General features: G+C 68.0%; 16 protein-coding genes. 7 read left to right on the forward strand and 9 right to left on the reverse strand.

Annotation, left to right across the window (positions count from 1 at the left end; translation table 11 throughout):
* Positions 1-6 precede the first annotated feature (6 nt).
* The 4 genes from pdeM to AC6LJW_RS04415 are packed head-to-tail and all read right to left on the reverse strand — an operon-like array spanning position 7 to position 5,840.
* A complete protein-coding gene (pdeM, locus tag AC6LJW_RS04400; protein WP_056563991.1) occupies positions 7-681 on the reverse strand; it encodes a ligase-associated DNA damage response endonuclease PdeM in 675 nt (224 codons plus the stop codon).
* Positions 665-3,187 carry a ligase-associated DNA damage response DEXH box helicase gene (locus AC6LJW_RS04405; protein WP_498086595.1) on the reverse strand — a complete coding sequence of 841 codons (2,523 nt, stop codon included), beginning with the start codon at positions 3,185-3,187 and terminating at the stop codon, positions 665-667. The genes pdeM and AC6LJW_RS04405 overlap by 17 nt, the downstream gene beginning before the upstream one ends.
* The gene (locus AC6LJW_RS04410) at positions 3,184-4,788 is read right to left on the reverse strand and encodes an ATP-dependent DNA ligase (protein WP_498086596.1); all 1,605 of its coding nucleotides are present in this window, start codon (positions 4,786-4,788) and stop codon (positions 3,184-3,186) included. The genes AC6LJW_RS04405 and AC6LJW_RS04410 overlap by 4 nt, the downstream gene beginning before the upstream one ends.
* 47 nt (positions 4,789-4,835) lie before the next feature.
* Positions 4,836-5,840 carry a ligase-associated DNA damage response exonuclease gene (locus tag AC6LJW_RS04415; protein ID WP_498086597.1) on the reverse strand — a complete coding sequence of 335 codons (1,005 nt, stop codon included), beginning with the start codon at positions 5,838-5,840 and terminating at the stop codon, positions 4,836-4,838.
* Between the two features lie 288 nt (positions 5,841-6,128).
* Here AC6LJW_RS04415 and AC6LJW_RS04420 point away from each other — a divergent pair, with 288 nt between their 5' ends.
* A complete protein-coding gene (locus AC6LJW_RS04420) occupies positions 6,129-7,574 on the forward strand; it encodes a 3-deoxy-D-arabino-heptulosonate 7-phosphate synthase (protein ID WP_498086598.1) in 1,446 nt (481 codons plus the stop codon).
* Here AC6LJW_RS04420 and AC6LJW_RS04425 read toward each other — a convergent pair.
* The 3 genes from AC6LJW_RS04425 to AC6LJW_RS04435 all read right to left on the reverse strand — a co-directional run bounded on the left by AC6LJW_RS04425 (position 7,507) and on the right by AC6LJW_RS04435 (position 11,606).
* Positions 7,507-10,020 carry a TonB-dependent siderophore receptor gene (locus tag AC6LJW_RS04425; protein WP_498086599.1) on the reverse strand — a complete coding sequence of 838 codons (2,514 nt, stop codon included), beginning with the start codon at positions 10,018-10,020 and terminating at the stop codon, positions 7,507-7,509. The two genes, AC6LJW_RS04420 and AC6LJW_RS04425, sit on opposite strands and share 68 nt — an antisense overlap.
* A 120-nt stretch (positions 10,021-10,140) precedes the next feature.
* Positions 10,141-11,079: a FecR domain-containing protein gene (locus AC6LJW_RS04430; protein ID WP_427987566.1), complete on the reverse strand. Its 939-nt coding sequence runs from the start codon at positions 11,077-11,079 to the stop codon at positions 10,141-10,143.
* An 11-nt stretch (positions 11,080-11,090) separates the two neighbouring features.
* Positions 11,091-11,606 (reverse strand): sigma-70 family RNA polymerase sigma factor, encoded by a 516-nt coding sequence (locus AC6LJW_RS04435; RefSeq protein WP_056564011.1) that lies wholly within the window; start codon positions 11,604-11,606, stop codon positions 11,091-11,093.
* 258 nt (positions 11,607-11,864) lie between these two features.
* Here AC6LJW_RS04435 and AC6LJW_RS04440 point away from each other — a divergent pair, with 258 nt between their 5' ends.
* Positions 11,865-12,884, forward strand: a complete 1,020-nt coding sequence (locus tag AC6LJW_RS04440) for a histone deacetylase family protein (RefSeq protein WP_498086601.1) — start codon at positions 11,865-11,867, stop codon at positions 12,882-12,884.
* Positions 12,885-12,905: 21 nt separating this feature from the next.
* Here AC6LJW_RS04440 and AC6LJW_RS04445 read toward each other — a convergent pair whose 3' ends face one another.
* The gene (locus AC6LJW_RS04445; RefSeq protein WP_498086602.1) at positions 12,906-14,513 is read right to left on the reverse strand and encodes a GGDEF domain-containing protein; all 1,608 of its coding nucleotides are present in this window, start codon (positions 14,511-14,513) and stop codon (positions 12,906-12,908) included.
* Between the two features lie 939 nt (positions 14,514-15,452).
* On the opposite strand from AC6LJW_RS04445, the gene AC6LJW_RS04450 reads away from it, so the two are divergent.
* The 3 genes from AC6LJW_RS04450 (at position 15,453) to AC6LJW_RS04460 (ending at position 18,904) form a co-directional block, all read left to right on the forward strand.
* Entirely contained in the window at positions 15,453-16,586 is a 1,134-nt protein-coding gene (locus tag AC6LJW_RS04450; RefSeq protein ID WP_498086603.1) for a metallophosphoesterase, read from the forward strand.
* Positions 16,587-16,895: 309 nt separating this feature from the next.
* Entirely contained in the window at positions 16,896-17,771 is an 876-nt protein-coding gene (locus AC6LJW_RS04455; RefSeq protein WP_498086604.1) for an RNA ligase family protein, read from the forward strand.
* On the forward strand, positions 17,768-18,904 hold the full coding sequence (locus AC6LJW_RS04460; RefSeq protein ID WP_498086605.1) for an AAA family ATPase: 1,137 nt from the start codon (positions 17,768-17,770) through the stop codon (positions 18,902-18,904). Before AC6LJW_RS04455 ends, AC6LJW_RS04460 begins: the two co-directional genes overlap by 4 nt.
* Positions 18,905-18,910: 6 nt before the next feature.
* On the opposite strand, the gene AC6LJW_RS04465 is transcribed toward AC6LJW_RS04460, so the two are convergent.
* Positions 18,911-19,816, reverse strand: coding sequence for a LysR family transcriptional regulator (locus AC6LJW_RS04465; protein WP_056564033.1), 906 nt, complete (start codon positions 19,814-19,816; stop codon positions 18,911-18,913).
* Positions 19,817-19,887: 71 nt separating this feature from the next.
* Here AC6LJW_RS04465 and AC6LJW_RS04470 point away from each other — a divergent pair, with 71 nt between their 5' ends.
* Together AC6LJW_RS04470 and AC6LJW_RS04475 are read left to right on the forward strand one after the other, a co-directional pair.
* Entirely contained in the window at positions 19,888-21,135 is a 1,248-nt protein-coding gene (locus AC6LJW_RS04470; RefSeq protein ID WP_498086607.1) for a CaiB/BaiF CoA transferase family protein, read from the forward strand.
* A complete protein-coding gene (locus AC6LJW_RS04475; protein ID WP_498086609.1) occupies positions 21,132-21,611 on the forward strand; it encodes a MaoC family dehydratase in 480 nt (159 codons plus the stop codon). The genes AC6LJW_RS04470 and AC6LJW_RS04475 overlap by 4 nt, the downstream gene beginning before the upstream one ends.
* Positions 21,612-21,687: the final 76 nt, after the last annotated feature.

Raw genomic sequence — 21,687 nt, forward strand, 5'->3', positions numbered from 1 at the left:
TGCCCGTCACGCCACGTTCGGCGGCGTCCATCCCAAGGGCAACGCATCGCCCTCCACGCACGCGACCAGCGACGCGCCCTGCCCGCCCTGCACCGCATGCCCGCCGGTGAAATCCGAGAAGGCTGGCAGCACGGTGATCCCCGGACGCATCCAGAATGCCGGCCAACTGCGCGGCACGCCCGGCACACGCGTTTTCGGATGCACGTGGCCGGCGATCACGTGCCGGCCCTGCGCGTCCGGCGTCGGCAGGTGGCGGAACAGGAACGGGCCATCTGCCCACCCCTCGCCCAGCTGGCGCATGCCCAGCGCCGGGGCATCCAGCGCGCGGTCGTGGTTACCGGCCAGCACCGCCACGTCCACGGCCGGATTCGCCTCGCGCCACGCGATCCACGCATCGCGCCAGGCGGCCTGCGCGGCGGGGCCGTGCAGGACGTCGCCGACGATCAGCAATTCCGTGGCGGCCGTGGCGGTGAGCAGGTCCGACAAGCGCCGCAGGTCGTCCATCGTGGCGCCGCGCGGCACGGCGATCCCCGCCTGGCGAAAGACATGGCTCTTGCCCAGATGCAGGTCCGCGATGACCAGCCGGGACCGCGCCGGCCAGTGCAAGGCGCGCGCGCCCAGCAGCACGACGGGCTCGCCGGCCAGCGCCAGCGCAAGCCCTGCCTCAGGCGATGCGTGCATAGCGCTTCTCCAGTTGTTCGGCGGCGCGTTTGACGCGTGCCTGCCAGGTTTCGGTGCTGAGCTGCCCGCGCAAGCTTTCCGTCCACAACGGAAACGACAGCGGCGTCAGCGCGCGCGGCTCGCACAAGGCCAGTTCGCGGCGCTGGCAGTCCTGCAGCGCGGCCAGGAGGCGCGGCGCCTCCAATTGCAGCTCAAAGACTTCCCGCTCTGCCTGCGCCAGCAAGAGATGGTCGGGGTCGTAGCGGCGCAGCACGTCGTAAAGCAGCCCGCTGGACGCCTGCACCTGCCGCAGCGAGCGCGCCGCCTGACCAGGTAGCGACGGCGTCAACAACCCCGCAACGCGCGCGATCTCGCGGAACTGGCGGCGAGCCATTTCGCCCAGGTTGACGCCGTCGCGCAGGTCGTCCGCCATGTTGTCGGGACTGAGCAGCGCGCGCAGCAACGTGTCGTCCAGCGCGGCGGGTTCGGCCAGCGTCAGCATCAGGCCGTAATCGTTGACGGTGTAGGAGATGGTGTTGGGCTGCCGCCGGCCCCAGCGCAGCGCGACGATCGCGGCGATGCCTTCGTGCACGGCCCGGCCGGCGAATGGAAACAGGAAGAGATGCGAGCCGCGCCGCGTCTTGATGAGTTCGGCTACCAGCCGGCCGTGGTCGGGCAGCGCACTGGCCTGTTCCTGGATACGCAGGAGCGGCTCGACGGCGCGCATTTCCGGATGCGCACCCGGATGGGAATACAGGCTTTCGACCTCGCTCGCCAACTGCGTGGACAAGGGCATGCGGCCGCCCTGCCACGTGGCCACGGGCCCGTCGCCGCCCTTGGCGCGGCGCACGTAGGCGATCATGCCTTCCAGCCGCACCAGTTCCAACGTGCGGCCCGCAAACTGGAACCGGTCGCCGCGCCGCAAGCGCGCCAGAAACCCTTCCTCGACCGACCCCAGGCTGCCGCCGCGCAAATACTTCACGGCCACGGCCCCGTCCGACGTGATGGTGCCGATCGACAGCCGATGCCGGAACGCGATGCGCCGGTCGTGCACGCGGTAGCAGCCGTCTTCATCGCGCACGACGCGGTGGTAGTCCGGATACTTTGCGAGCGCGCGTCCGCCCTGCACGATGAAATCCAGCACGGCCTGCCAGGTATCGGCGTCGAGCGTGGCGTATGCATGCGTGCCGCGAACCTCTTTGTACAGCTCGCCGGCCTCGAAGCCGCCGCCCAGCGCCAGCGTCACAGCGTGTTGCGCCAGGACGTCCAGGCTGCCGATGGGCGGCTGCCTGGACTCGATTTCGCCGCGCGCGATCGCCTGCCGGGCCGCGGCATACTCGATCAGTTCCAGCGCCTGCGCGGGCACGCAGACCACGTTGCCGGACTCGCCGGGCCGGTGCTTGGCGCGGCCGGCGCGTTGCAGCAGGCGCGCGACGCCCTTGGGGCTGCCGATCTGCAGCACCTGATCCACCGCCGGAAAGTCCACGCCCAGATCCAGGCTGGACGTCGCCACCACGCAGCGCACCGTGCCATCGCGCAGCCCTTGCTCGACCGCAGTGCGCAACTTGGGATCCAGCGAGCCGTGATGCAGCGCCAGCGTGCGCGGATCCTCCGGCCAGATCGATTCCAGCGCGCGATGCCACAGTTCGGCTTGCGCGCGCGTGTTCGTAAAGAGCAGCGTGGCGCGCACATCGAAAAGACGCTTGAAGACGCGTTCGAGCTGCGAGAGCCCCAGATGGCCTGCCCACGGCAGCGCACGGCTGCGTTCGGGCAGCAAGGTGGAGATCTGGATCTTGCGGGGCTTGGCGCCCGCCACCAGCGCGCTGCCGGGCGCCTGCGGCAGCAGCACCGCACGGGCCTCCTCCAGGTTGCCGAGCGTGGCGGACAACCCCCACGTGCGCGCTGCTGGCGACAGCTTGCGGACCCGCGCCAGGCACAGTTGCAGCAGCACGCCGCGCTTGTTGCCCAGGAGTTCGTGCCATTCGTCGACCACGATGCTGCGCAGGGCGCGAAAGCGCAGCGAGGCATCGGCGTAAGACAGCAGCAGCGCCAACGATTCTGGCGTGATCACCAGCACGTGCGCCTTGCCCTGCCGCGCCAGCCGCTTGTCGCGCGCGCTGGCGTCGCCGGTGCGCAACGCCACGGTCCAGTCGATGCCCAGCTCGCTCGCGGTCTGCGTCAATGCCCGCGTCGTGTCCGCAGCCAGCGCGCGCAGCGGCGTCACCCACAGCACGCGCGGGCCCTCGCCCGTGGCCGCTGTCGCCCGCGTGATTTCGGGTGTTCCTTCGGGTGTTCCTTCGGGTGTGCCTTCGGGTGTGCCTTCGGGTGTGCCTTCCTGAAGCGCCTCCAGCAGCGGACCGCCAAATGCCGCCAGCGTCTTGCCGCTGCCTGTCGGCGTGTGCAACAGGCCCGACTCGCCATCCAGATAGCGGCGCCACGTCTCGCGCTGAAATGGCGCGGGCTTCCAGCCGCGCGCCGTGAACCACGCAACCAGCGGCGCGTCCCAGCCCCGAGCCGCGCCGCTCATCGTGCCAGCGCCTTCAGCGTGTCGAGCTGGTCGGCCTGATCCGCCGGCTTGTCGTGCCGCCAGCGCAAGATGCGCGGAAAGCGCACGGCGATCCCCGACTTGTGCCGTTTGGACACGTTCACGCCTTCGAATCCCAGTTCAAAGACCTGCACCGGTTCGACCGAACGCACCGGACCGAAGCGCTCGCGCGTGTGCGCGCGCAGCCAGCGGTCCAGCTCCAGGATCTCCTTGTCGTCCAGGCCCGAGTAGGCCTTTGCAATGGGCACGAGCGCGTCGCCTTCCCACAGCCCGAAGGTGTAGTCGGTATAAAGCGTGCTGCGGCGGCCGTGGCCGGATTGCGCATACAGCAGCACGGCGTCGATGGTGAGCGGGTCGATCTTCCACTTCCACCAGTCGCCGCGCCGCCGGCCGCTTTGGTACGGCGCGCTGCGGCGCTTGAGCATGAATCCTTCAACGCCGCGCTCGCGCGACTCGCCGCGCAGCGCGTGGGCCTCGTCCCAGCTTGACGGCGCGACGGCCGGCGACATGCGCAGCCGCGGGTCGGAATGGCGGCGCAGCAGCGCTTCCAGCCGCGCGCGCCGTTCGGCCTGCGGCAACTCGCGCAGGTCGGCGCCTTCGAGTTCGAGCAGGTCATATGCCAGCAACTGCACGGGCGCCTCGGCCAGCCACTTGGGCCCGGGTTTCAGGCGTTGGATGCGGGTTTGCAGCGCCGAGAACGGCATGGGATCCGTGTTGCCGTCCTGCCAGGCCAGCAGCTCCCCGTCGATGACGCAGTCCACGTCCAGCGCAGCGGCCGCCGCTTCAACCTCCGGAAAGCGGCCGTCCAGCCGCTCTTCGCCGCGCGACCAGATGGAGACCTCGCCGCGCCGCCGGATGAGCTGCGCGCGGATGCCGTCCCACTTCCATTCGAGCAGCCATTCGTCGATGGGCCCGAGCACGGCGGGATCGCCTTCGAGCGGTGACGCCAGGAAAAACGGATACGGCTGCTGACGGTCGCCGGGAAGCTCCTCGGTGCTGAGCAGATCGCGCAGGAACGCCGGGCTGGGCGACCACACGCCCAGCATGCGCTGCGCAATACGGGCGATGGGCACGCCCGACATTTCGGCCAGCGCTTGCTGCACCATGCGCTGCGACACCCCGACGCGCAGCGCGCCGGTCAGCAGCTTGTTGAAGACCAGGCGCTCTGCGTAGGGCAATCCCAGCCAGGCCGAGACGACGACCTCGCGCCGCTCGGACTCATCGCGATTGGCGATGGGCAAGAGAATTTCTTCGATCCAGTCAGCCAGGCCGCGATCCGGCGCGGCGACCTCCGGATCCGGGACCAGCAGCGCCAGCGTTTCGGCCAGATCCCCGACCTGGTCATAACAGGCGTCCAGCAGCCAGGGCGCGGTGCGGGATGCGTCAGCGGCCCAGGCCCGCAACTCGCCCACGCCAGCGATCTTCTTGCGCGTGCTCGTGATCTTTCCGCCTGCCAACAGATACAGCGCCCAGACCGCGTCGCGCGGCGGTGCATCGCGGAAGTACGCCACCAGCGCCGCGCGCTTGTCCAAGGTGGCGGTGCTGCGGTCAAGCTCCTGATACAACGCCGCGAATCGCTTCATGCCTGCGTCCGTTCCCCTGTCGATCTTGAAGGCGTTCGATGCCCGCCCTAGTCGTCTTCGCCATACTGCGTCACCAGCGTCTCCGCGGCGATGCCCGACTCATTCAGCGTGCGCACCAGCGCCTCGGTGTCGCCGTGCGTGGCGATGACGCGCTTGGCGCCGGTGTCGCGGATGGTGCGCAACAGGTCCGGCCAATCCGCATGGTCCGACACGACGAAGCCGCGATCCATATTGCGGCGGCGCCGGTTGCCGCGCAGCCGCATCCAGCCCGACGCAAAACCGTGCTGCGCCTTGCGAAAACGCCGCAACCATGCGCTGCCCGCCGCCGACGGCGGCGCCAGGATCAACTCCCCAGCAAATCCCGTTCCCGAGGCTGCAGAAGGACTGTCCGCGTCGATGACCAGACGCGTGTCGGCGAGCGGCACGCCGGCCTTGCGATAAACATCCACGCCCGCCGCGATCGCGCCGTGCAGGTACACGGGCCGATCCGCAAAGGGCATCAATTCGGCCAGCACGCGCTGCGCCTTGCCCAAGGCATAGCAATAGAGAATGGCGGCCTCACCGCGCGCGGCGCAGTGGTCGCGCCATTGCACGATATCGCGCGCCACGTCCGAGGCGCTGGGCCAGCGGTAGATGGGCAGGCCGAAGGTGGCCTCGGTGATGAAGGTGTCGCAGGGCACGACTTCAAACAGGCTGCATGTCGGATCGGGCTGGCGTTTGTAATCGCCGGACACGACCCAGACCTCGCCATCGACTTCGATGCACACCTGCGCCGATCCCAGCACGTGGCCCGCCGGATGCAGCGACACGCGCGCATTGCCCAGCGTGAAGGCTTCGCCGTATGCATGAACCCGGTAGTCCTGGTCGCCCAGCCGCCATTGCAGGATGGGCAAGCCTTCGGCGCTGGTGTGGTAACGACCCATGCCCGGGCGCGCATGATCGCCATGGCCATGCGTGAGCACGGCGACTTCGACCGGCCGCCACGGATCGATATGAAAGCCGCCGGCCGGGCAATACAGGCCTTCCGGACGCAATTGCACGATGTCGCGCATGGCACCTCCCGATCGGCGCGGCGCGACGATTTCGCGGCCGCATGATCTTGGTTATACCCCGCGAGGACGCATGAAAGTGCTCGACAAACACGCCGCTAACATCCGATGAGAAATTAAAAGTTCAGTTGCAGACGGCGGGCAACGTAAGACGGTAGTGTTGCACGGTGGCTTAAAGGAGAGAATATGCGTACAAATCACATCCTCACGATTATTGTTGTGGTCGTCGTCGCTTCGGTCGCCCTGTCGATCGTTCCTTGGTAGCGAGGCCGGACATGACACGGAATCTTCATGCCCTCTGCTTTGCCGCTTTCCTTGCTGGACCAAACGCTGCGCGCCATCCCGCGCCGCTATTGCGTGGGGCCACTGCCCGCGGCCCCCAGCGGGCTTGAAGATTCCGACCCGGCGACGGCGCTTGCCATCGCCATCGAACAGGCCCGCGTTGCACTAAGTGCTGGCGCGGCGCCGCCACCGGCTTCTGAGCGCCTGTTCTTAGGCGCACTGTCGCAACTGATTCGGGACGCGTTGCGCGAACGCGGCGGAGACTCTGCGTTTCAGGCCATGGTGCTGCGGCATCAATCCCATCTGGTGCGCGAACACGCATCGCTATCGGCACACGCGCAGGCAGACAGGCGCGCGGTGCGTACGGCCGTGGATGCGTTTGCGCATCCGGGCAAACGGCGGGGGATGCCGGCCGGGCCTTTCGTGCAAGCGCTTGCGTCATTGCATGCGGCGGCTGCGGCGGAGGACTGGGACGCATTGACGCGAGGCGCGCAAGCATTCCTTGCCGCGCCATCTTCAGACACTGCGGCGGACCCGGCGATTGCCGGCCCGCTGAACCGGCTGTTGCACGATCCCGCGTTGGCGCGTTTGCGGCGGCTGGACGCGTTGGCGTCGGATCCGCTGGTCCAGCGCTATCAAACCCTTTGGCAACGGCAAGGTCCCCGGCCCGGCACGCCGCAGGCCGCCGCGCAGGGTCTGGACGCGCGCCGCCGCGGCATCGCCGTCGAAGCGTTGGCCGAGCAGGCTATTGCCGCGCTGGCCACGCATCTGGCTTCCATCACGGGCGATACCTATCGGGTTGCAACGTCAATGCGCGTGCCCGCGTCGATACCCGGCAATGCCGACCGAGCCAAGACCGAATGGGACGTGGCGCTGCTGCGCCAGACCACCGGTGATGCATCGGATCCCGTTTGGGATGTTTGCCTGTTGGTGGAGGCCAAGGCATCCACGGACGCCGCAACGACCGACCTGCCTCGCTTGCTGCGCGGCCTGCGATTTCTTGCGCACGCGGATGCGCAGACCATCTATGCATTTGAAAGCCACCAAGGGCCGGTGCGCCTGCGCGGCGCGGCGTTGGCGGCGCTATCGGCGGACGAGGCTGGTCTCGCCAGGACGGTCCTGTACTTTTCCGATGCGCCGGCGGATGCCGCACCGCGCCTGCTCAATGCCGCGGGCCGCATGCAACTGCTTTCGGCGCAGGAAAGCCTGGACTACGCCAGCTTGGTAAGCGCAGGCGAGGCGCCCGATGCGTCGGCGCTGGCGCCTGTGTGGCAACAGTTGCTGATTTCGCCCCGCTGGAGTGCGGTGCTGAATCAGCTTGCGCTATTGCGGCAGGTGCGGGAATTGATGGTGCATGGGGATGATGTGCACGCAGCGATTACGAGTGTCACCATGCATACTTCAGGGTGGCCAGCACCAGGCGGCCCGCGCCGTAGGTGCACGCCGTGGCGGTGACGCAGGTGCCCACGTAAGTGCGGTCAAACAGGTTGCTGGCGTTCAGGTCCAGCGTCAGTCCGCGCATGGCTGGCTGCAGCTGGCCGAAATCGTAAGACAGCGCCGCATCGAACAGCGTGACCGCCGGAATCCGCAAGGTGTTGGCCGGGTCGCCCCAATCGGCGCCGATGTAGCGCACGCCCGCCCCCAGTCCCAGCCCTTGCAGCGGGCCGCCTTGCACCTTGTAGCCCAGCCACGCGGCCGCCTGATGGGCCGGCGCGTAGTATTGCTTCTTGCCCTGGCGCGACTCCGGCACACCGTTGACGATATCGACGTTGGCGCTTCGCGTGACGACGGCATCGACATAGGCGTACGACGCGATCAGGTCCCACCCCCGCGCCAGATTCGCCTTGCCTTCCAGTTCTATGCCGCGTGCGCGAATCTGGCCGGTCTGCGTCTGAAAGCCCGGCGGCCGTCCGGGCGTGGTGTCGCTGGTCAGCACGTTGTCCTGCGTGAGCTGATACGCCGACAGCGTGACCAGGCTGTCGCTGCCGGGCGGCTGGTATTTCAGGCCGGCTTCGATTTGCCGGCCTTCGGCGGGCCGAAAGGGATTCGAATTGAAGTCCGTTCCCCCCGTTGGCGCGAAGGACGTGGAATACGCCACGTACGGCGCCAGGCCGTTCGCCATCAGATAGGTCAGGCCTGCGCGGCCCGTAAAGGCGGAATCGTCTTGCGCCGTTTTTGCCGACGTCAATTGGTTCCGCGTCGTGCTGCGCGCCATGTCGTAGCGCCCGCCCAGCGTCAGCAGCCAGTCGCCATAGGCAATCTGGTCCTGCAGGTAGATGCCCGTCTGTTCAGTGTCTTGCCGCGTGTCGATGCGCGGGATCAGATCCCGCAGCCCCGGGCGCGGCTTGCCATAGACAGGATTGAAGAGATCCAGCGCGGGCACCCCGGCAATGACGTTGGCGAATTTATAGGTATCGCGCATGTCGAGATAGTCCAGCCCCATCAGGAATTCGTGTCCGACGGCGCCCGTACGGAACCGCGCGATGGCCTGGGTGTCGACGTTAAGCGTCGCGCCGGTACCCTGCCCGCGCGTCATGGTGCGCGACCACGTCCGCATGTCCACCGGACTCAGCAGATAGCCGACCGCGGTGCGGGCCTCGCCGCGCATGTGGCTGTAGCGTAATTGCTGTTTGACGGTCCATGTGTCATTGAACGCATGCGTGAACAGATAGCCCGCCGAATACTGCTCGCGGTCATAGCGATCCCAGCCGGGTTCGCCGGGAAACCGGTCGCGCGGGATGCGGCCATTGGGATTGCTGTAGAGCGTTCCCGCGGCGGGCAGGTTGCCGTACAGCGGCACCTGCCGGTCCTCCTGGTAGAACCCCAGGAGGCTCAGCGACGTGGCCGCGCTGGGACGCCATGTCAGCGCCGGCGCCACGAAAATGCGATCGTCCTTGGTGTAGTGCGAGGACTGCGCGGCGTCGCGGGCCAGCGCCACCAGGCGGTAGCTCCACACGCCGCCTTCATCGACGGGACCGCTCAGATCCATCGCGGCCTGCGCGCGGCCGTAGCTGCCGGTCTGCAGCGCGATCTCGCGCTGCGGCGTGGCGGTGGGCAGCTTGCTCACCATGTTGATCAGGCCGCCGGGATTGTTCTGGCCATACAGCACCGACGACGGCCCCTTGAGCACCTCGATCCGTTCCAGACCATAGGGCTCGATCTGCAGCATGCCGAAGCTGTAGGCGCCGAAGGGCAGGCGCGCGCCGTCCAGGTTGTTGCGCGCCCCGAAGCCGCCGCGCAGATAGATGTTGTCGTAGCGCAGATCCGTGCTGCCGCCCGGCGCGTAGACGCCCGGCGTGTAGGCCAGCGCCTCGACGATGCTGCGCGCGCCGCGCGAGGCGATCTCGTCACGCGTGACGACGTTGACCGTTTGCGGGATTTCGATGATCGGTGTGTCGGTCTTGGTGCCGGTGGCGCTGCGTAGCGCCACGATGCCCGTCACCGGCCCATAGGCGGATTCGTTCGCGCCTTCCACCCGCACGGCGGGCAGCAAGGCTGTGGGACCCGGCGGCAGCAGCCGAAGCGTGTAGACGTTGGCCGCGTCACGGCGCGCCGCCAGATGAGTGCCGGCCAAGAGGCGGGCCAGGCCTTCCTCCACCGGCCACGTTCCTTGCAGGCCCGCCGTCGCCCGGCCTTCGGCCAGGGCTGGATCAAACGACAGGTTGATGCGCGCCGCACCGGCAAAGGCCGTGAGCGCGGGCCCGAGCGGACCGGCCGGGATGTTGAAGCGGGCGGATGCATCTGCATGCGGTGACGCGGCCGAGGATGGCGCGGCCGCGCCGGATTGCGCGTACGCCTGTGGCGCGTCCACGGCCAAGGCCAACGCCGCACATAGCGCGCTGGCGCCCGCGGCGGCGCGGCGCTGCGGCCAGGCCGCGGAAGGAGTGAATCTTGAAGACATGCTGATCCCGACAGAGTCCAAGCGAAGGTGCTTTATGAACATGTCGGACGAGCGCGCAAAAGGTGACAGGCGCGAAGGGGACAAGCGTGGCGATGACAACGTGCCGGACCGCGCCGCGCCTCAAGCGGGAACGACGCTGACCCAGTATCGGGTCCGGGTCACCACGCGCACCGGCAGGCTTCGCGCCACGGCGAGCAGCGCGGCGTCTGTATCGTCCACCTGAAATCCGCCGGATATCCGCAGATCGGCCACGGCGGGATCGCAGCGCAGCACGCCGGGGCGATATCGGCCCAGCTCCTGCAGAAAATCCCCGAGCCGCTGGTTGTCCGCGTACAGCACGCCGTCCAGCCAGGCCGCAGGGGAATGCGGGCTGGCGGCAGGTGCCTGCACCGCCGCCACGGAGAAATCCGCGCGCTGGCCGGCTTCCAGCACGAGGCCTGCCGTGCCTGCGCGCGGTTGCACCCGGACCCGGCCTTCGATGACAGCCACGCGGGTGCGCGCGTCCATCTGCCGGACCGAGAAGTACGTGCCAAGTGCCTGCGCGCTGCCCTCGGCGGTACGCACCCGCAAGGGGCGGGGATCGGCAGCGCCCGAATGCGCCGAGCGCAGCAGGATTTCCCCTTCCCGCAGCCACACCAGGCGCTGCGCGGCATCGTAGGCCAGATCCACCGCGCTGGCGGTATTGAGCACCAGAACGGCGCCGTCAGGCAGTTCGATCCGGCGCCGTTCGCCGCTGCGCGTGGCGTAGTCGGACGTCCATTGCGCCGGCGCCGCGCGCCACGCCAGCCAACCGGCGGGCGCCGCCACGATCAGGCCGGCCAGCGCCTTCAGTCCCGCTCGCCGCGAGGCCGTGGCGTGCACGGTGGCGCGCCCCAGGCCGGGCGGCAGGCCGCCCAGCTTGGCCAGCACCGCCTGCGCCCGCGTCCAGGCGCGGTCGTGCTCGTCGCTGCGCTGGCGCCAGCGTTCGCACGCCAGACGATCGGATTCGGAGAAACGCCCGGAATGCAGGCGCACCAGCCACTCGGCAGCCTCGCCGGCAATCCGCGGGTCGATCGGCATGCCCGCGCCGGTCATGCGTCCGCCAGGATGCAATGCGTGAACGCCTCGGCCATGTAGCGTTTGACCGTGCGGACGCTGACGCGCATTTCGGTGGCGATCTGCTCGTACGTCAGGCCATCCAGTTGCGACAGCAGAAAGGCCGCCCGCACCTTGTCGGGCAGCGCGGCCAGCAAGGCGTCCACCTCGCGCAGCGTCTGCAGCACGGCGAGCCGCTGTTCTTCGGAAGGCGCATGCCGCGCCGGCATCGCGGCCAGGACCTCAAGATAGGCCTGCTCCAGGGCCAGGCGCCGATACAGATCCACCATCAGCCGCTTGGCGATGGTGGTCAGATAGGCGCGCGGTTCCTGCAGGTCCGGCAGGGCCCGGCGCCGATACGCGCCGAGCAGTCCGACAAAGGTGTCCTGCGCCAGATCCGCCGCATCCGCGCTGTTGCCCAGCCGGCGCCGCAGCCATCCGAACAGCCAGCCGTGATGCGCGTCATAAAGCCGCTGCACGGCAATGGCGGGAGAGGGATCGGGGGTCGGCATGGATCGGCGCCAGGCAAATTATCTAAATAGGAAGCAGTCGCAATTATCCCGATTAAGTGGCGGCGTGACAACGGCGATTGCCGGGTGGGAACGCCGGGTCATCCGCTGGGGTGATCTGCGGGCCATGCCCCGGGCTATCTCCGCGCTATCTCCGGGTTTCCCCCCATAAGCAGCACTCTCCCCCTGGATAAGAATTCAGGGTTGCTTGTCCGCGGCCGCCGCGTGTGTGGCGTGCCAACCAACCCCGAGGTCCCAGGCATGAAGGCGTTCTTCCACGACGATCAAAAGCTTCACCACCCGCAGACCTATTTCTCACGCGGCAAGATGCGCACGCCGCAGGAGGTGCCGTCGCGGCTGGACGGCCTGGTGCAGGCGGCGCGCAAGCTGGGATTCGACGTCCAGGCGCCCGCCGACCACGGCGCCGGCGCGATCGCGGCGGTACACAGCCTGGATTACCTGCGCTTTCTGCAGGACGCCCATGAAGACTGGATGAAGTTGCCCGGGGACTGGGGCGGCGAGGTGGTGTCCAACGTCTTCGTGCGTGAACCCAATGCGCTGCGCGGCGTGCTGGCCAAGGCCGGACGTTTTCTGGCTGACGGCAGTTGCCCGGTCGGCCCCAAGACGTGGCAGTCGGCGTATTGGTCTGCGCAATGCGCCATCGCGGGCGCCGATGCCCTGCTGGCCGGCGACCGCAACGCCTACGCGATCTGCCGCCCGCCCGGCCATCATGCGCGACGCGACGCCGCGGGCGGGTTCTGCTACCTGAACAATGCCGCCATCGCCGCAGAACGGCTGACATCGAGATTTCCGCGCGTGGCCATCCTGGACACCGACATGCACCACGGCCAGGGAATACAGGAGATCTTCTACGAACGCAGCGACGTGCTCTACGTTTCAATCCACGGCGATCCCGAGAACTTCTACCCGGTGGTCGCGGGCTTTGAAGACGAGCGCGGCGCGGGCGCGGGCCATGGCTACAACATCAACCTGCCCATGCCGCACGGCTCGCCCGAATCCGTGTTCTTCGACCGGCTGGCGCAGGCGCGCCGCGCAATCAAGTTGTTCCAGCCTGATGCACTGGTGCTCTCGCTGGGTTTCGACATCTTCGAAAAGGATCCGCAGGCCATGGTCAGCGTGTCCGAAGACGGCTTTGAACGTCTGGGCCGCGAGGTCGGCGAGCTGAGTCTGCCGACGCTGATCGTGCAGGAAGGCGGCTACTACATCGAAGGCCTGGAATCCAACGCCAAGCGGTTCTTCGCAGGTCTGGCGGGCGCTTGACCCGCCGGCGGCCGGGCGTGTTCAAGCCTCGGCCGCCGCTTCCCACATCGTCACCCTATCCCGCCCCGATTGCTTCGACTGGTACAACGCCTGATCGGCGCATTTGATGACGGCCTGCGGCGATACGCCATCCCGCGGCCACAGCGCCACGCCCACCGACACGGTCACGCCGCGCACGCCATCGGGCATCGGGCGCGCCGCCACGGCCGCCCGGATCCGCTCGGCCGCTTGTGCCGCAGTCTGTGCCGCGCCCCGCGCGGCGTCCTGCGTCGCATCCTGCGCGCCAGGCTGCGGCAGGATCATCACGAACTCCTCGCCGCCGATGCGAAAGGCCTGGTCACCGGCGCGCACGTTCTCCTGCAGCGTCCGCGCCAGGGCAACCAGCACCTTGTCGCCGGTCGGATGGCCGTACACATCGTTGACCTGCTTGAAGTGGTCCAAATCGAGCGCAATAACCGCGAACGGCGCCGCGCCCGCCACCAGCTCGTCGATCCGCGCGCGCAGGGCACGGCGATTCATCAGCCCGGTCATGGGATCGGTCAGCGATTCCGTGTTCAGCCGGCCAACCTCGTCCCGATGCCGCGCTTGCGCGGTTGCCAGCGCCTGACGCAGCTTTTCGGCCTCGAAATACCAGGTCTTGAGCGTGCTGGCGCGCAAGGCCGAGGGACCGACCGGCTCGTCGCTCGCAAAGGCGTCGGAAAGCCGCGCGAGCGGCCGCGCGATCGCGTAGGCGCATGCGCAGACGAGCAGCAAGGTCAACGCCACGGCCGGGATGGCGAACTGCAGCGACGCGCCCAGCAGGTCCTTGAGCGGTGACAGCGCACTTTCGAGCGGACGCTGCACCACGACTGCCCAGTTGCCCTTGACCAGCGGCGCGTACCCCGCGATCACCGCCGCGCCGGAAGCGTCCGTCACCTGCTCCACGCCCGGCCCCTTGGCGGGCGACAGGCGCGCCCGGACCGCGCTCGCTATGTCGGCGTCCGCGCCATGCCGGTAGAGCATCTGGCCCTCGCCGTTGACCAGGTACACGGACGTGCCGTCCGCATACGCGTGCTGGCCGACCAGCCGGTCCAGGCCGCTGCCGTGTTCCAGCACGACGACGGCGGCGAGATAGCCCGAGACGGCGTTTTGCGGGCCAGGCACAGGTTCGACCAGTGTCAGCGTCGCAAAGCGGGCGCCGGGCAGGCAGCACGGTTGCGCCCATTGCCCCGCGCGTAGCTCGCGCACGCCCAGATCGTCCAGTTTCCTGATCGCGGCCAGCGGCGACGGGCCGCCTTCGGACCGGCGAGTGATCTGGCCGTCACGATCAGCCAGCAGCACGGCCGTCACGCCCTCTATCGTGCCGGCCAGTTCCGACAGTTCGCCCGGGAGCGCGCCGGGCGCATCGGCCAGCCGCTGGATGCGGTTCGCGCCGGCGGTGAGCTGCCGGTCGCCCGTCTGGATATACAGGTTGATGATGTCGGCCAGCTTCTGCGCGTAGGCCAGATTGGAGTCGAGCGTGTTCTTGACGACCTGCGTCTTCTGCGCCTGGTAGCCCGCATACATGGCATTGAAAAAGCCGACCGCCACGCTGAGCACCGCCAGCGAAATAAGCACGGTCAACAAGCGCACCCTGCGTTCTCTTGCCATGCTGCTCCTGAAGAGGGACCAACCGCGAATCGCCCGGACTCGACGTGGCTGCCGGATGCGCGCACCACGGAGAACGGCTGCGCAGCCGCAGGCTGGCGGGCCGGCGCATCGTGATCACGCAGAATACCCAACAATTTTGGGGTAATCCAGCGGCGCACCAGGTGTCAGACACCCTTGAGACAACCTCTCAAGCCGACGCTCATCTCCCCAGGGTGTCAGACACCGGCCTGCCACAGCCCGCCATCGCCCCACCAGGTGTCTGACACCCTTGAGGCAGCCGCCCAAGCTGACGCTCATCTCCCCAGGGTGTCAGACACCCACCTGCCACAGCCCGCCATCGCCACACCAGGTGTCTGACACCCTTGCGGCAGCCGCCCAAGCTGACGCTCATCTCCCCAGGGTGTCAGACACCGACGTGCCACAGCCCGCCATCGCCCCACCAGGTGTCTGACACCCTTGAGAAAACCACCCAAGCTGACGCTCATCTCCCCCGGGTGTCAGACACCGACCTGACACAGCCCGCCATCGCCCCACCAGGTGTCTGACACCCTTGAGGCAGCCGCCCAAGCTGACGCTCATCTCCCCAGGGTGTCAGACACCGACCTGCCACAGCCCGCCATCGCCCCACCAGGTGTCTGACACCCTTGCGGCAGCCGCCCAAGCCGACGCTCATCTCCCCCGGGTGTCAGACACCGACCTGCCACAGCCCGCCATCGCCCCACCAGGTGTCTGACACCCTTGAGGCAGCCACCCAGGCCGACGCTCATCTCCCCCGGGTGTCAGACACCGACCTGCCACAGCCCGCCATCAGCGCGCGCCATGTTTCAGCCGCCGCGCGAAATCCGTTGTTTAATCGGCGCTCCCTCGCGGGAAACTTCGCTCGGATGGCGGCGCAGGCCGGTCCAGGCGATTCCAACTACAAGATTCAGGATTTCGCACGTGTTTCATGTCATCACAGGGCTTATCGCGCTCTACGTCATCTGGCGCTTCGTCTGGCAATTGAAGTGGCCCGCCTCCGGCAGAGTGCTGCTATCGGTATTGGTCGTGCTGGCCGCCGAGCACCATCTCATCACCCGCACCTTCTTCGGCACCATGGCGTCGCCCGAGGTGCCCGCGGCCGTTTTGATGGCGCTTGGCTGGGCGTTCGGCGCGCTCATTCTGCTGGCAAGCTTTCTCTTCATCACGGATGTGGCGGGACTGATCGTGTCGCTGTTCTCGCGCCGGCGCGGCCGCGCCCTGCTGGGCTGCACGCGGCTGCGCGCCGGGTCCGCCATCGCCGCGCTTGCGCTGTCCGCCGTTGGCGTCTGGCAGGCCGTGCGCGTGCCGGAGGTCAAGACGATCGAGGTCGCCCTGCCCAACCTGCCGCGTGCGTATGATGGCTTTCGCATCGTGCATCTGACCGACCTGCACGCCAGCCGCCTGCTGCAAGGCGACTGGATGCAGGCCGTCGTGGCGCGCACCAATGCGCTCAAGCCGGACCTGACGCTCATCACGGGCGATCTGGTCGACGGCACGCCCGCGGCGCGCGCCGCCGACGTGCAACCGCTGGCCGATCTGCGCGCGCAATATGGCGTGGTGGCGATTCCGGGCAACCACGAGTATTACGCCGAGTACCTGGGCTGGATCGAGGCCTTCAAGAAACTTGGCCTCCGCATGCTGCTCAATGAACACATGACGCTTGAACGCGACGGCCAGCCGCTGGTCTTGGCGGGCATCACGGACAGCGTGGCGGCGCGCGTGAACCAGCCCCTGCCGGACATCGACGCGGCCATGAAGGGCGTGCCGCCGTCGTCGGCGGTGATCCTCTTGAGCCACCGGCCCGTAGGCGCCGTCCGCCACGCGCAAGCCGGCGCCGGTCTGCAACTGTCGGGCCACACGCACGGCGGCCAGATTCTGGGGCCGCATTTCATCACTCAACTAGCCAATGAAGGCTATGTGTCGGGCATGTACCAGGTCGGCAACATGCAGCTCTACGTGAGCAACGGCGCGGGCCTGTGGCCGGGCTTTCCGATCCGGCTTGGCCGGCCGTCGGAGATCACGCAGATCGTGCTGCGCGCCGCGCCGCCCGCCTGACGCTGTCCTGCCACAAACGCGGCGGCGCATTGACAAGCGCCGCCGCGCTGACTTAGCATTCGGCCCTGCTTTTTCAACGCTTTCCGCTTTCTGGGTGCAACCGTGTCTGCCATTCGTCAAATCGCCTGAACGCCGACGAGTACCGTCCTGGTACCGCGGTCAGCCTGCCCGCATTCGCTGCTCGACGCCATGTAATGAGCACACCCCCGCCCGGCAGGCGCGGATCCAGGAAGCGCAACACACCCCATCCCCGCTTCCCCTCCCGTAAAGACTGTGTCGTCGGCTTTTCCCATTTGCTGGAGAAGACCCATGACGCTGGATTTCTGCGCCTACGCGCAATCGCTTGACCTGTTCCGATACCCCCGAACGCCCCACCTGGAAGGCTCGCGCCTGCAGGACGGGGACGAAGGCCATGACCACGTGTCCTATCGCACGCTGGCCGGCCAGACGCTCGTCGTCGAAGAAAAGCTGGACGGCGCCAACACCGGCATCAGTTTCAGCCCGTCCGGCGAACTGCTGCTGCAATCCCGCGGCCACTACCTGGTGGGCGGCGGCCGCGAGCGGCAGTTCAGCTTCGTCAAGGCCTGGGCCGCCGCGCATGCCGACTGGCTGCTGGATCGGCTGGAGGACCGCTATGTGATGTACGGCGAAACGCTGTCGAAGAAGCACTCCGTGTTCTACGACGCCCTGCCGCATCACTTCTTTGAATTCGACGTGCTGGACCGGCGCACCGGCGAGTTCCTGTCGACCGGCGCGCGCCGCGCGCTGTTGGCAGATGGTCCGGTGCTGTCCGTGCCCGTGCTGTACGAAGGCCCGGCGCCCGCGCGGCTGGCAGACCTGAAGGCCCTGCTCAAGCCGTCGCTGGCCAAGACGGATGGCTGGCGCGATGCCTTCGAGGCCACCGTGCTGCGCGAAGGCCTCGACTTGGCGCGCGCCTGGAAGCAGTGCGACAAGTCGGACCTGTCGGAAGGCCTCTACATCAAGGCCGAAGCCGACAGCACGACCGTCGCCCGCTACAAGTGGGTGCGGCGCGACTTCGTGCAGGCCATTCTGGATTCGGACATGCACCATTCGGAGCAGCCATTCATCCCCAATCAGCTCGCCGACGGCGTCGACCTGTACGCCCCGCGCCTCGCGGTGGATTGGGACACCTTGCGCGGCGCCCGCACCGGAGAGACATCATGAATCACGAACAGATCCGCGCCCTCGTGCCTCAGCCGGGGCGCGGCGCCGACTACACCGCATGCCTGACCGCCTTTCCCGCGCTGGAGCTGGCCAAGACCACGCCGCAGGATCCGCGCTACCACGGCGAGGGCGACGTGTGGACGCATACGCAAATGGTGGTGGACGCGTTAATCGCGCTGCCGCAATACCAGGCCGCGTCCCGCGCCGATCAGGAGATCGTGTTTCTGGCCGCCCTGCTGCACGACGTGGCCAAGCACGGCACCACGGTGATCGACCCGGTCACCGGCGCCATCGGCCAGCCCGGCCATTCACGCAAGGGCGCCATCGACGCGCGCATCGCGTTGTGGGATGCGGGCGTACCGTTCGCGGTGCGTGAGGCCATCTGCCGGCTGATCGCCACGCATCAGGTGCCGTTCTTCGCGCTGGAAGGCTCGCGCCGCGGCCGCTCGCCGGAGTTCATCGTGCGCGAGCTGTCGTGGCAGGTGTCCCTTCCGCTGCTGGCAATGCTGGCCGAAGCCGACATGCGCGGCCGCATCTGCGCGGATGCGGGCCGCGTGCTGGACAACATCGCGCTCTTTTGCGAGCTGGCGCGTGACGAGCAGTGCTTCGGTCAGCCCCGCGCCTTTGCCGACGCACACACCGCCGTCAGCTACTTCCGCGGCGCCGACGTGCATCCCGACTACGCGCTGTTCCAGGAGCCGGGCTCGCGCGTCATCGTGATGTCCGGCCTGCCGGCGTCCGGCAAGAACACGTGGGTGGCGGCGCATCATCCGGATCTGCCGGTAGTGTCGTTCGACGATGCGCGCGAGGAACTGGGCCTGCGCCACGGCAAGAACGAGGGCATGGTCGCGCATCTGGCCATCGACCGCGCAAAGACCCTGTTGCGCACCCGTGCGCCGTTCGTCTGGAATGCCACCAACCTCAGCGAGCTGATGCGCAAGAAGACGCTGGACCTGCTGTACGCCTATCACGCGGACGTGGAGCTGGTGTATCTGGAAAAGCCGCGTACCGAACTGCTGCGCCGCAATGCGCGGCGCGACACGTCGCTATCCAACAAGACGCTGACCGGCATGTTGCACCGCTGGGACCTGCCGCTGCCCACGGAGGCCCACCGGGTGGTCTACGCGGTGTAGCGCGGGTCAGGCAGGCACTGTCGCCGGCGCCAGCATGCTGTCGCGCAAGCGCAGCACCGACGCGCACGAGGTGTCGCGATGCGTCACCAGCGACAGCGACAGCGCGCCCTGCGCATCCGGGTCGGTCAGGGGCACGAACGCCACGTGCGGCGTCGAGTAGGCGCGGGTCACGCCGGGCACCAGCGCCACGCCCAGCCCGCTGGCGACCAGGCTGACCAGCGTCTGCACCTGGATCGCCTCCTGGCTGATGCGGGGCGAAAAACCGGCCTTGTGACACAGCGCCAGCGTCACGCCGTTCAGGCCCGGCACCTTGGCCGGCGAATACAGCACGAAGTTTTCGGACCGCATGCGTTCAAGCGCGATCGGGCCGGCGTCGGCCAAGGGGTGGCGGGCGGGCACGGCCAGCATCAGGTCGTCGCGCTCGACCACCCAAGAATCGAGCGCGCTGTCTTCGGCCAAGGGACCGCGCACGAGGCCCGCGTCGATCTCATTGGCGCGCAGCATTGCCACCAGCCCGACCGTGCTGTCTTCGCGCAGGTCCAGTTGCACATCCGGGTACTGCGCGCGGAAAGCCGGCAGGCAGCGCGGCAGCAGCATGTACGTGGCCGAACCCACGAAACCCAGGCGCAGCGTTCCCCATTCTCCCAAGGCCACCCGGCGGGCGGCCTGGCGCGCCTGATCGGTATGGAACAGCGCGCGGCGCGCATCGGCCATCAGGGCGTCGCCCGCCGGTGTCGTGGTGACGCCCTTGGCGCCCCGCACCAGCAGCGGCACGCCCACCGCGTGCTCCAGTTTCTGAATCGACACCGACAGCGCGGGCTGGGCGATGTGCAGCGCATCGGCGGCGCGGCGGTAACTCCCCAGTTCGGCGATCGTGACGAACTGCCGAAGCTGGCGCAAATCTATAGCCATAACAGATTCCGTATCAAGCAATACCGAAGCCATATTAGACGCGTATGTGCGGCGCCGATAGGATTTCCGCCATGACCACACCTCCCCCTTCAAACGGCCCGGCGCTGGATGGCATCCGCGTCCTGGACCTGACTTCCGTCGTATTCGGCCCCTATGCCTCGCAGATCCTGGCCGACTACGGCGCGGACGTCATCAAGGTCGAGGCGCCGGACGGCGACTCCACCCGGCGCACCGGCCCCGCGCAGGAGCCCGGCCTGTCCGCGATCTTCCTGGGCCTGAACCGCAACAAACGCAGCATCGTGCTGGACCTGAAACAGCCCGCCGCGCGCGAGGCGCTGCTGACGCTGGTGGATCAGGCCGACGTGCTGATGCACAGCATGCGGCCGGCCAAGATGGCGGCGCTGGGGCTCGACCCCGCCACGCTGTGCGCGCGCAACCCGCGGCTGGTCTATGCCGGCCTGTATGGCTTTGGCGAAGGCGGCGCCTACGACGGCCGCCCGGCTTACGACGACATCATCCAGGGCCTGTCGGGGTTCGCGGATCTGGTCGGCCGCCAGACCGGCGCGCCGCGCTACCTGCCCACCGTCGCCGCCGACAAGACCTGCGGCCTGGTCGCCGCGCACGCGATTCTTGCGGCGCTGTTCCAGCGCGCGCGCACCGGACAGGGCCAGCAACTGGAAGTGCCCATGTTCGAAAGCATGGCGTCCTTTGCGCTGGTGGAGCATTACTACGGCCGGCATCTGGCGGACGAACCCGGCGACGCCGGCTATCCGCGCGTGCTCACGCCCTGGCGCCGGCCCTGCCAGACCGCCGACGGACACGTCTGCCTAATGCCCTACACCGACGCCCATTGGCGCGATTTCTTCAACGCCGCCGGCCGCCCCGACCTGGCGCAGGATCCGCGCTTTGCCGACATTTCGGCGCGGACCCGGCATATCGAGACGCTCTACGAATTGCAGGCCGGCATCGTCGCGGCCCACGACACGGCGTACTGGCTGGCGCTATGCGAACGGCTGCAGATCCCGGCCTCGCCCGTGAACCGGCTGGAAGATCTGGAGACCGATCCGCACCTGACCAGCGTCGATTTCTTCGTGCCGCTGGAAAGCGCGTCTGGCAGCCATTACCGCTTTCCCCGCAACCCGGTGCGCCTGCAGCACTCCCACGTGCCGCCCGCCATGCCGCCGCGCCTGGGCGAACACACGCGCAACGTGCTGGCCGAAGCGGGCATCGCGCCTGCCCAAGTCGATGCGCTGCTCGGCACCGGCGCCGCCCGGCAAGCCGGCGCCCCCCTTTCCGAAAACACCAAGGACCCCGCATGACCCAAGACCGCAACACCGCACCCATCGCCCAGTTGGGCCAGGGCTTTTACTGGCAGGACCTGACGGTCGGCCAACGCTTCCAGACGTTTCGCCGCACGGTGACCGAGACCGACATCGTCAACTTCATCAGCGTCACGGGGATGTTGGAGACCATCTTCATCGACGCCACCTACGCCCACGGCGCCATCCAGGGCCGGCCCGCGCCGGGCGCGTTGACCTATGGCCTGATCGAGGGACTGATCATGCAGGGCATGGTGCAGGGAACGGGCCTCGCGCTGCTGGAGGTTCACAAGAAGATGATTGCGCCGGTGGTGGCCGGCGACACCATCTGGGCCGAGATCGAAGTGACCGGCGTGCGCCCGACCTCGCAGCACAACCGCGCGGTGGTTACATCCGCCATCGACGTGCGCAACCAGCACGGCAAGCCGGTGATGGCCTACACGGCCGTGCGCATGCTGGCCGGCAGGCCGCGCTGACCACGCTGATCGCTATCGGCGGCAAGCGCCCCGCGAGAGGACGCCGCCGCCAATCCGCAGTACCCATAACAGCACA

The sequence above is a fragment of the Achromobacter sp. 1012554356 genome (genome assembly GCF_059760815.1).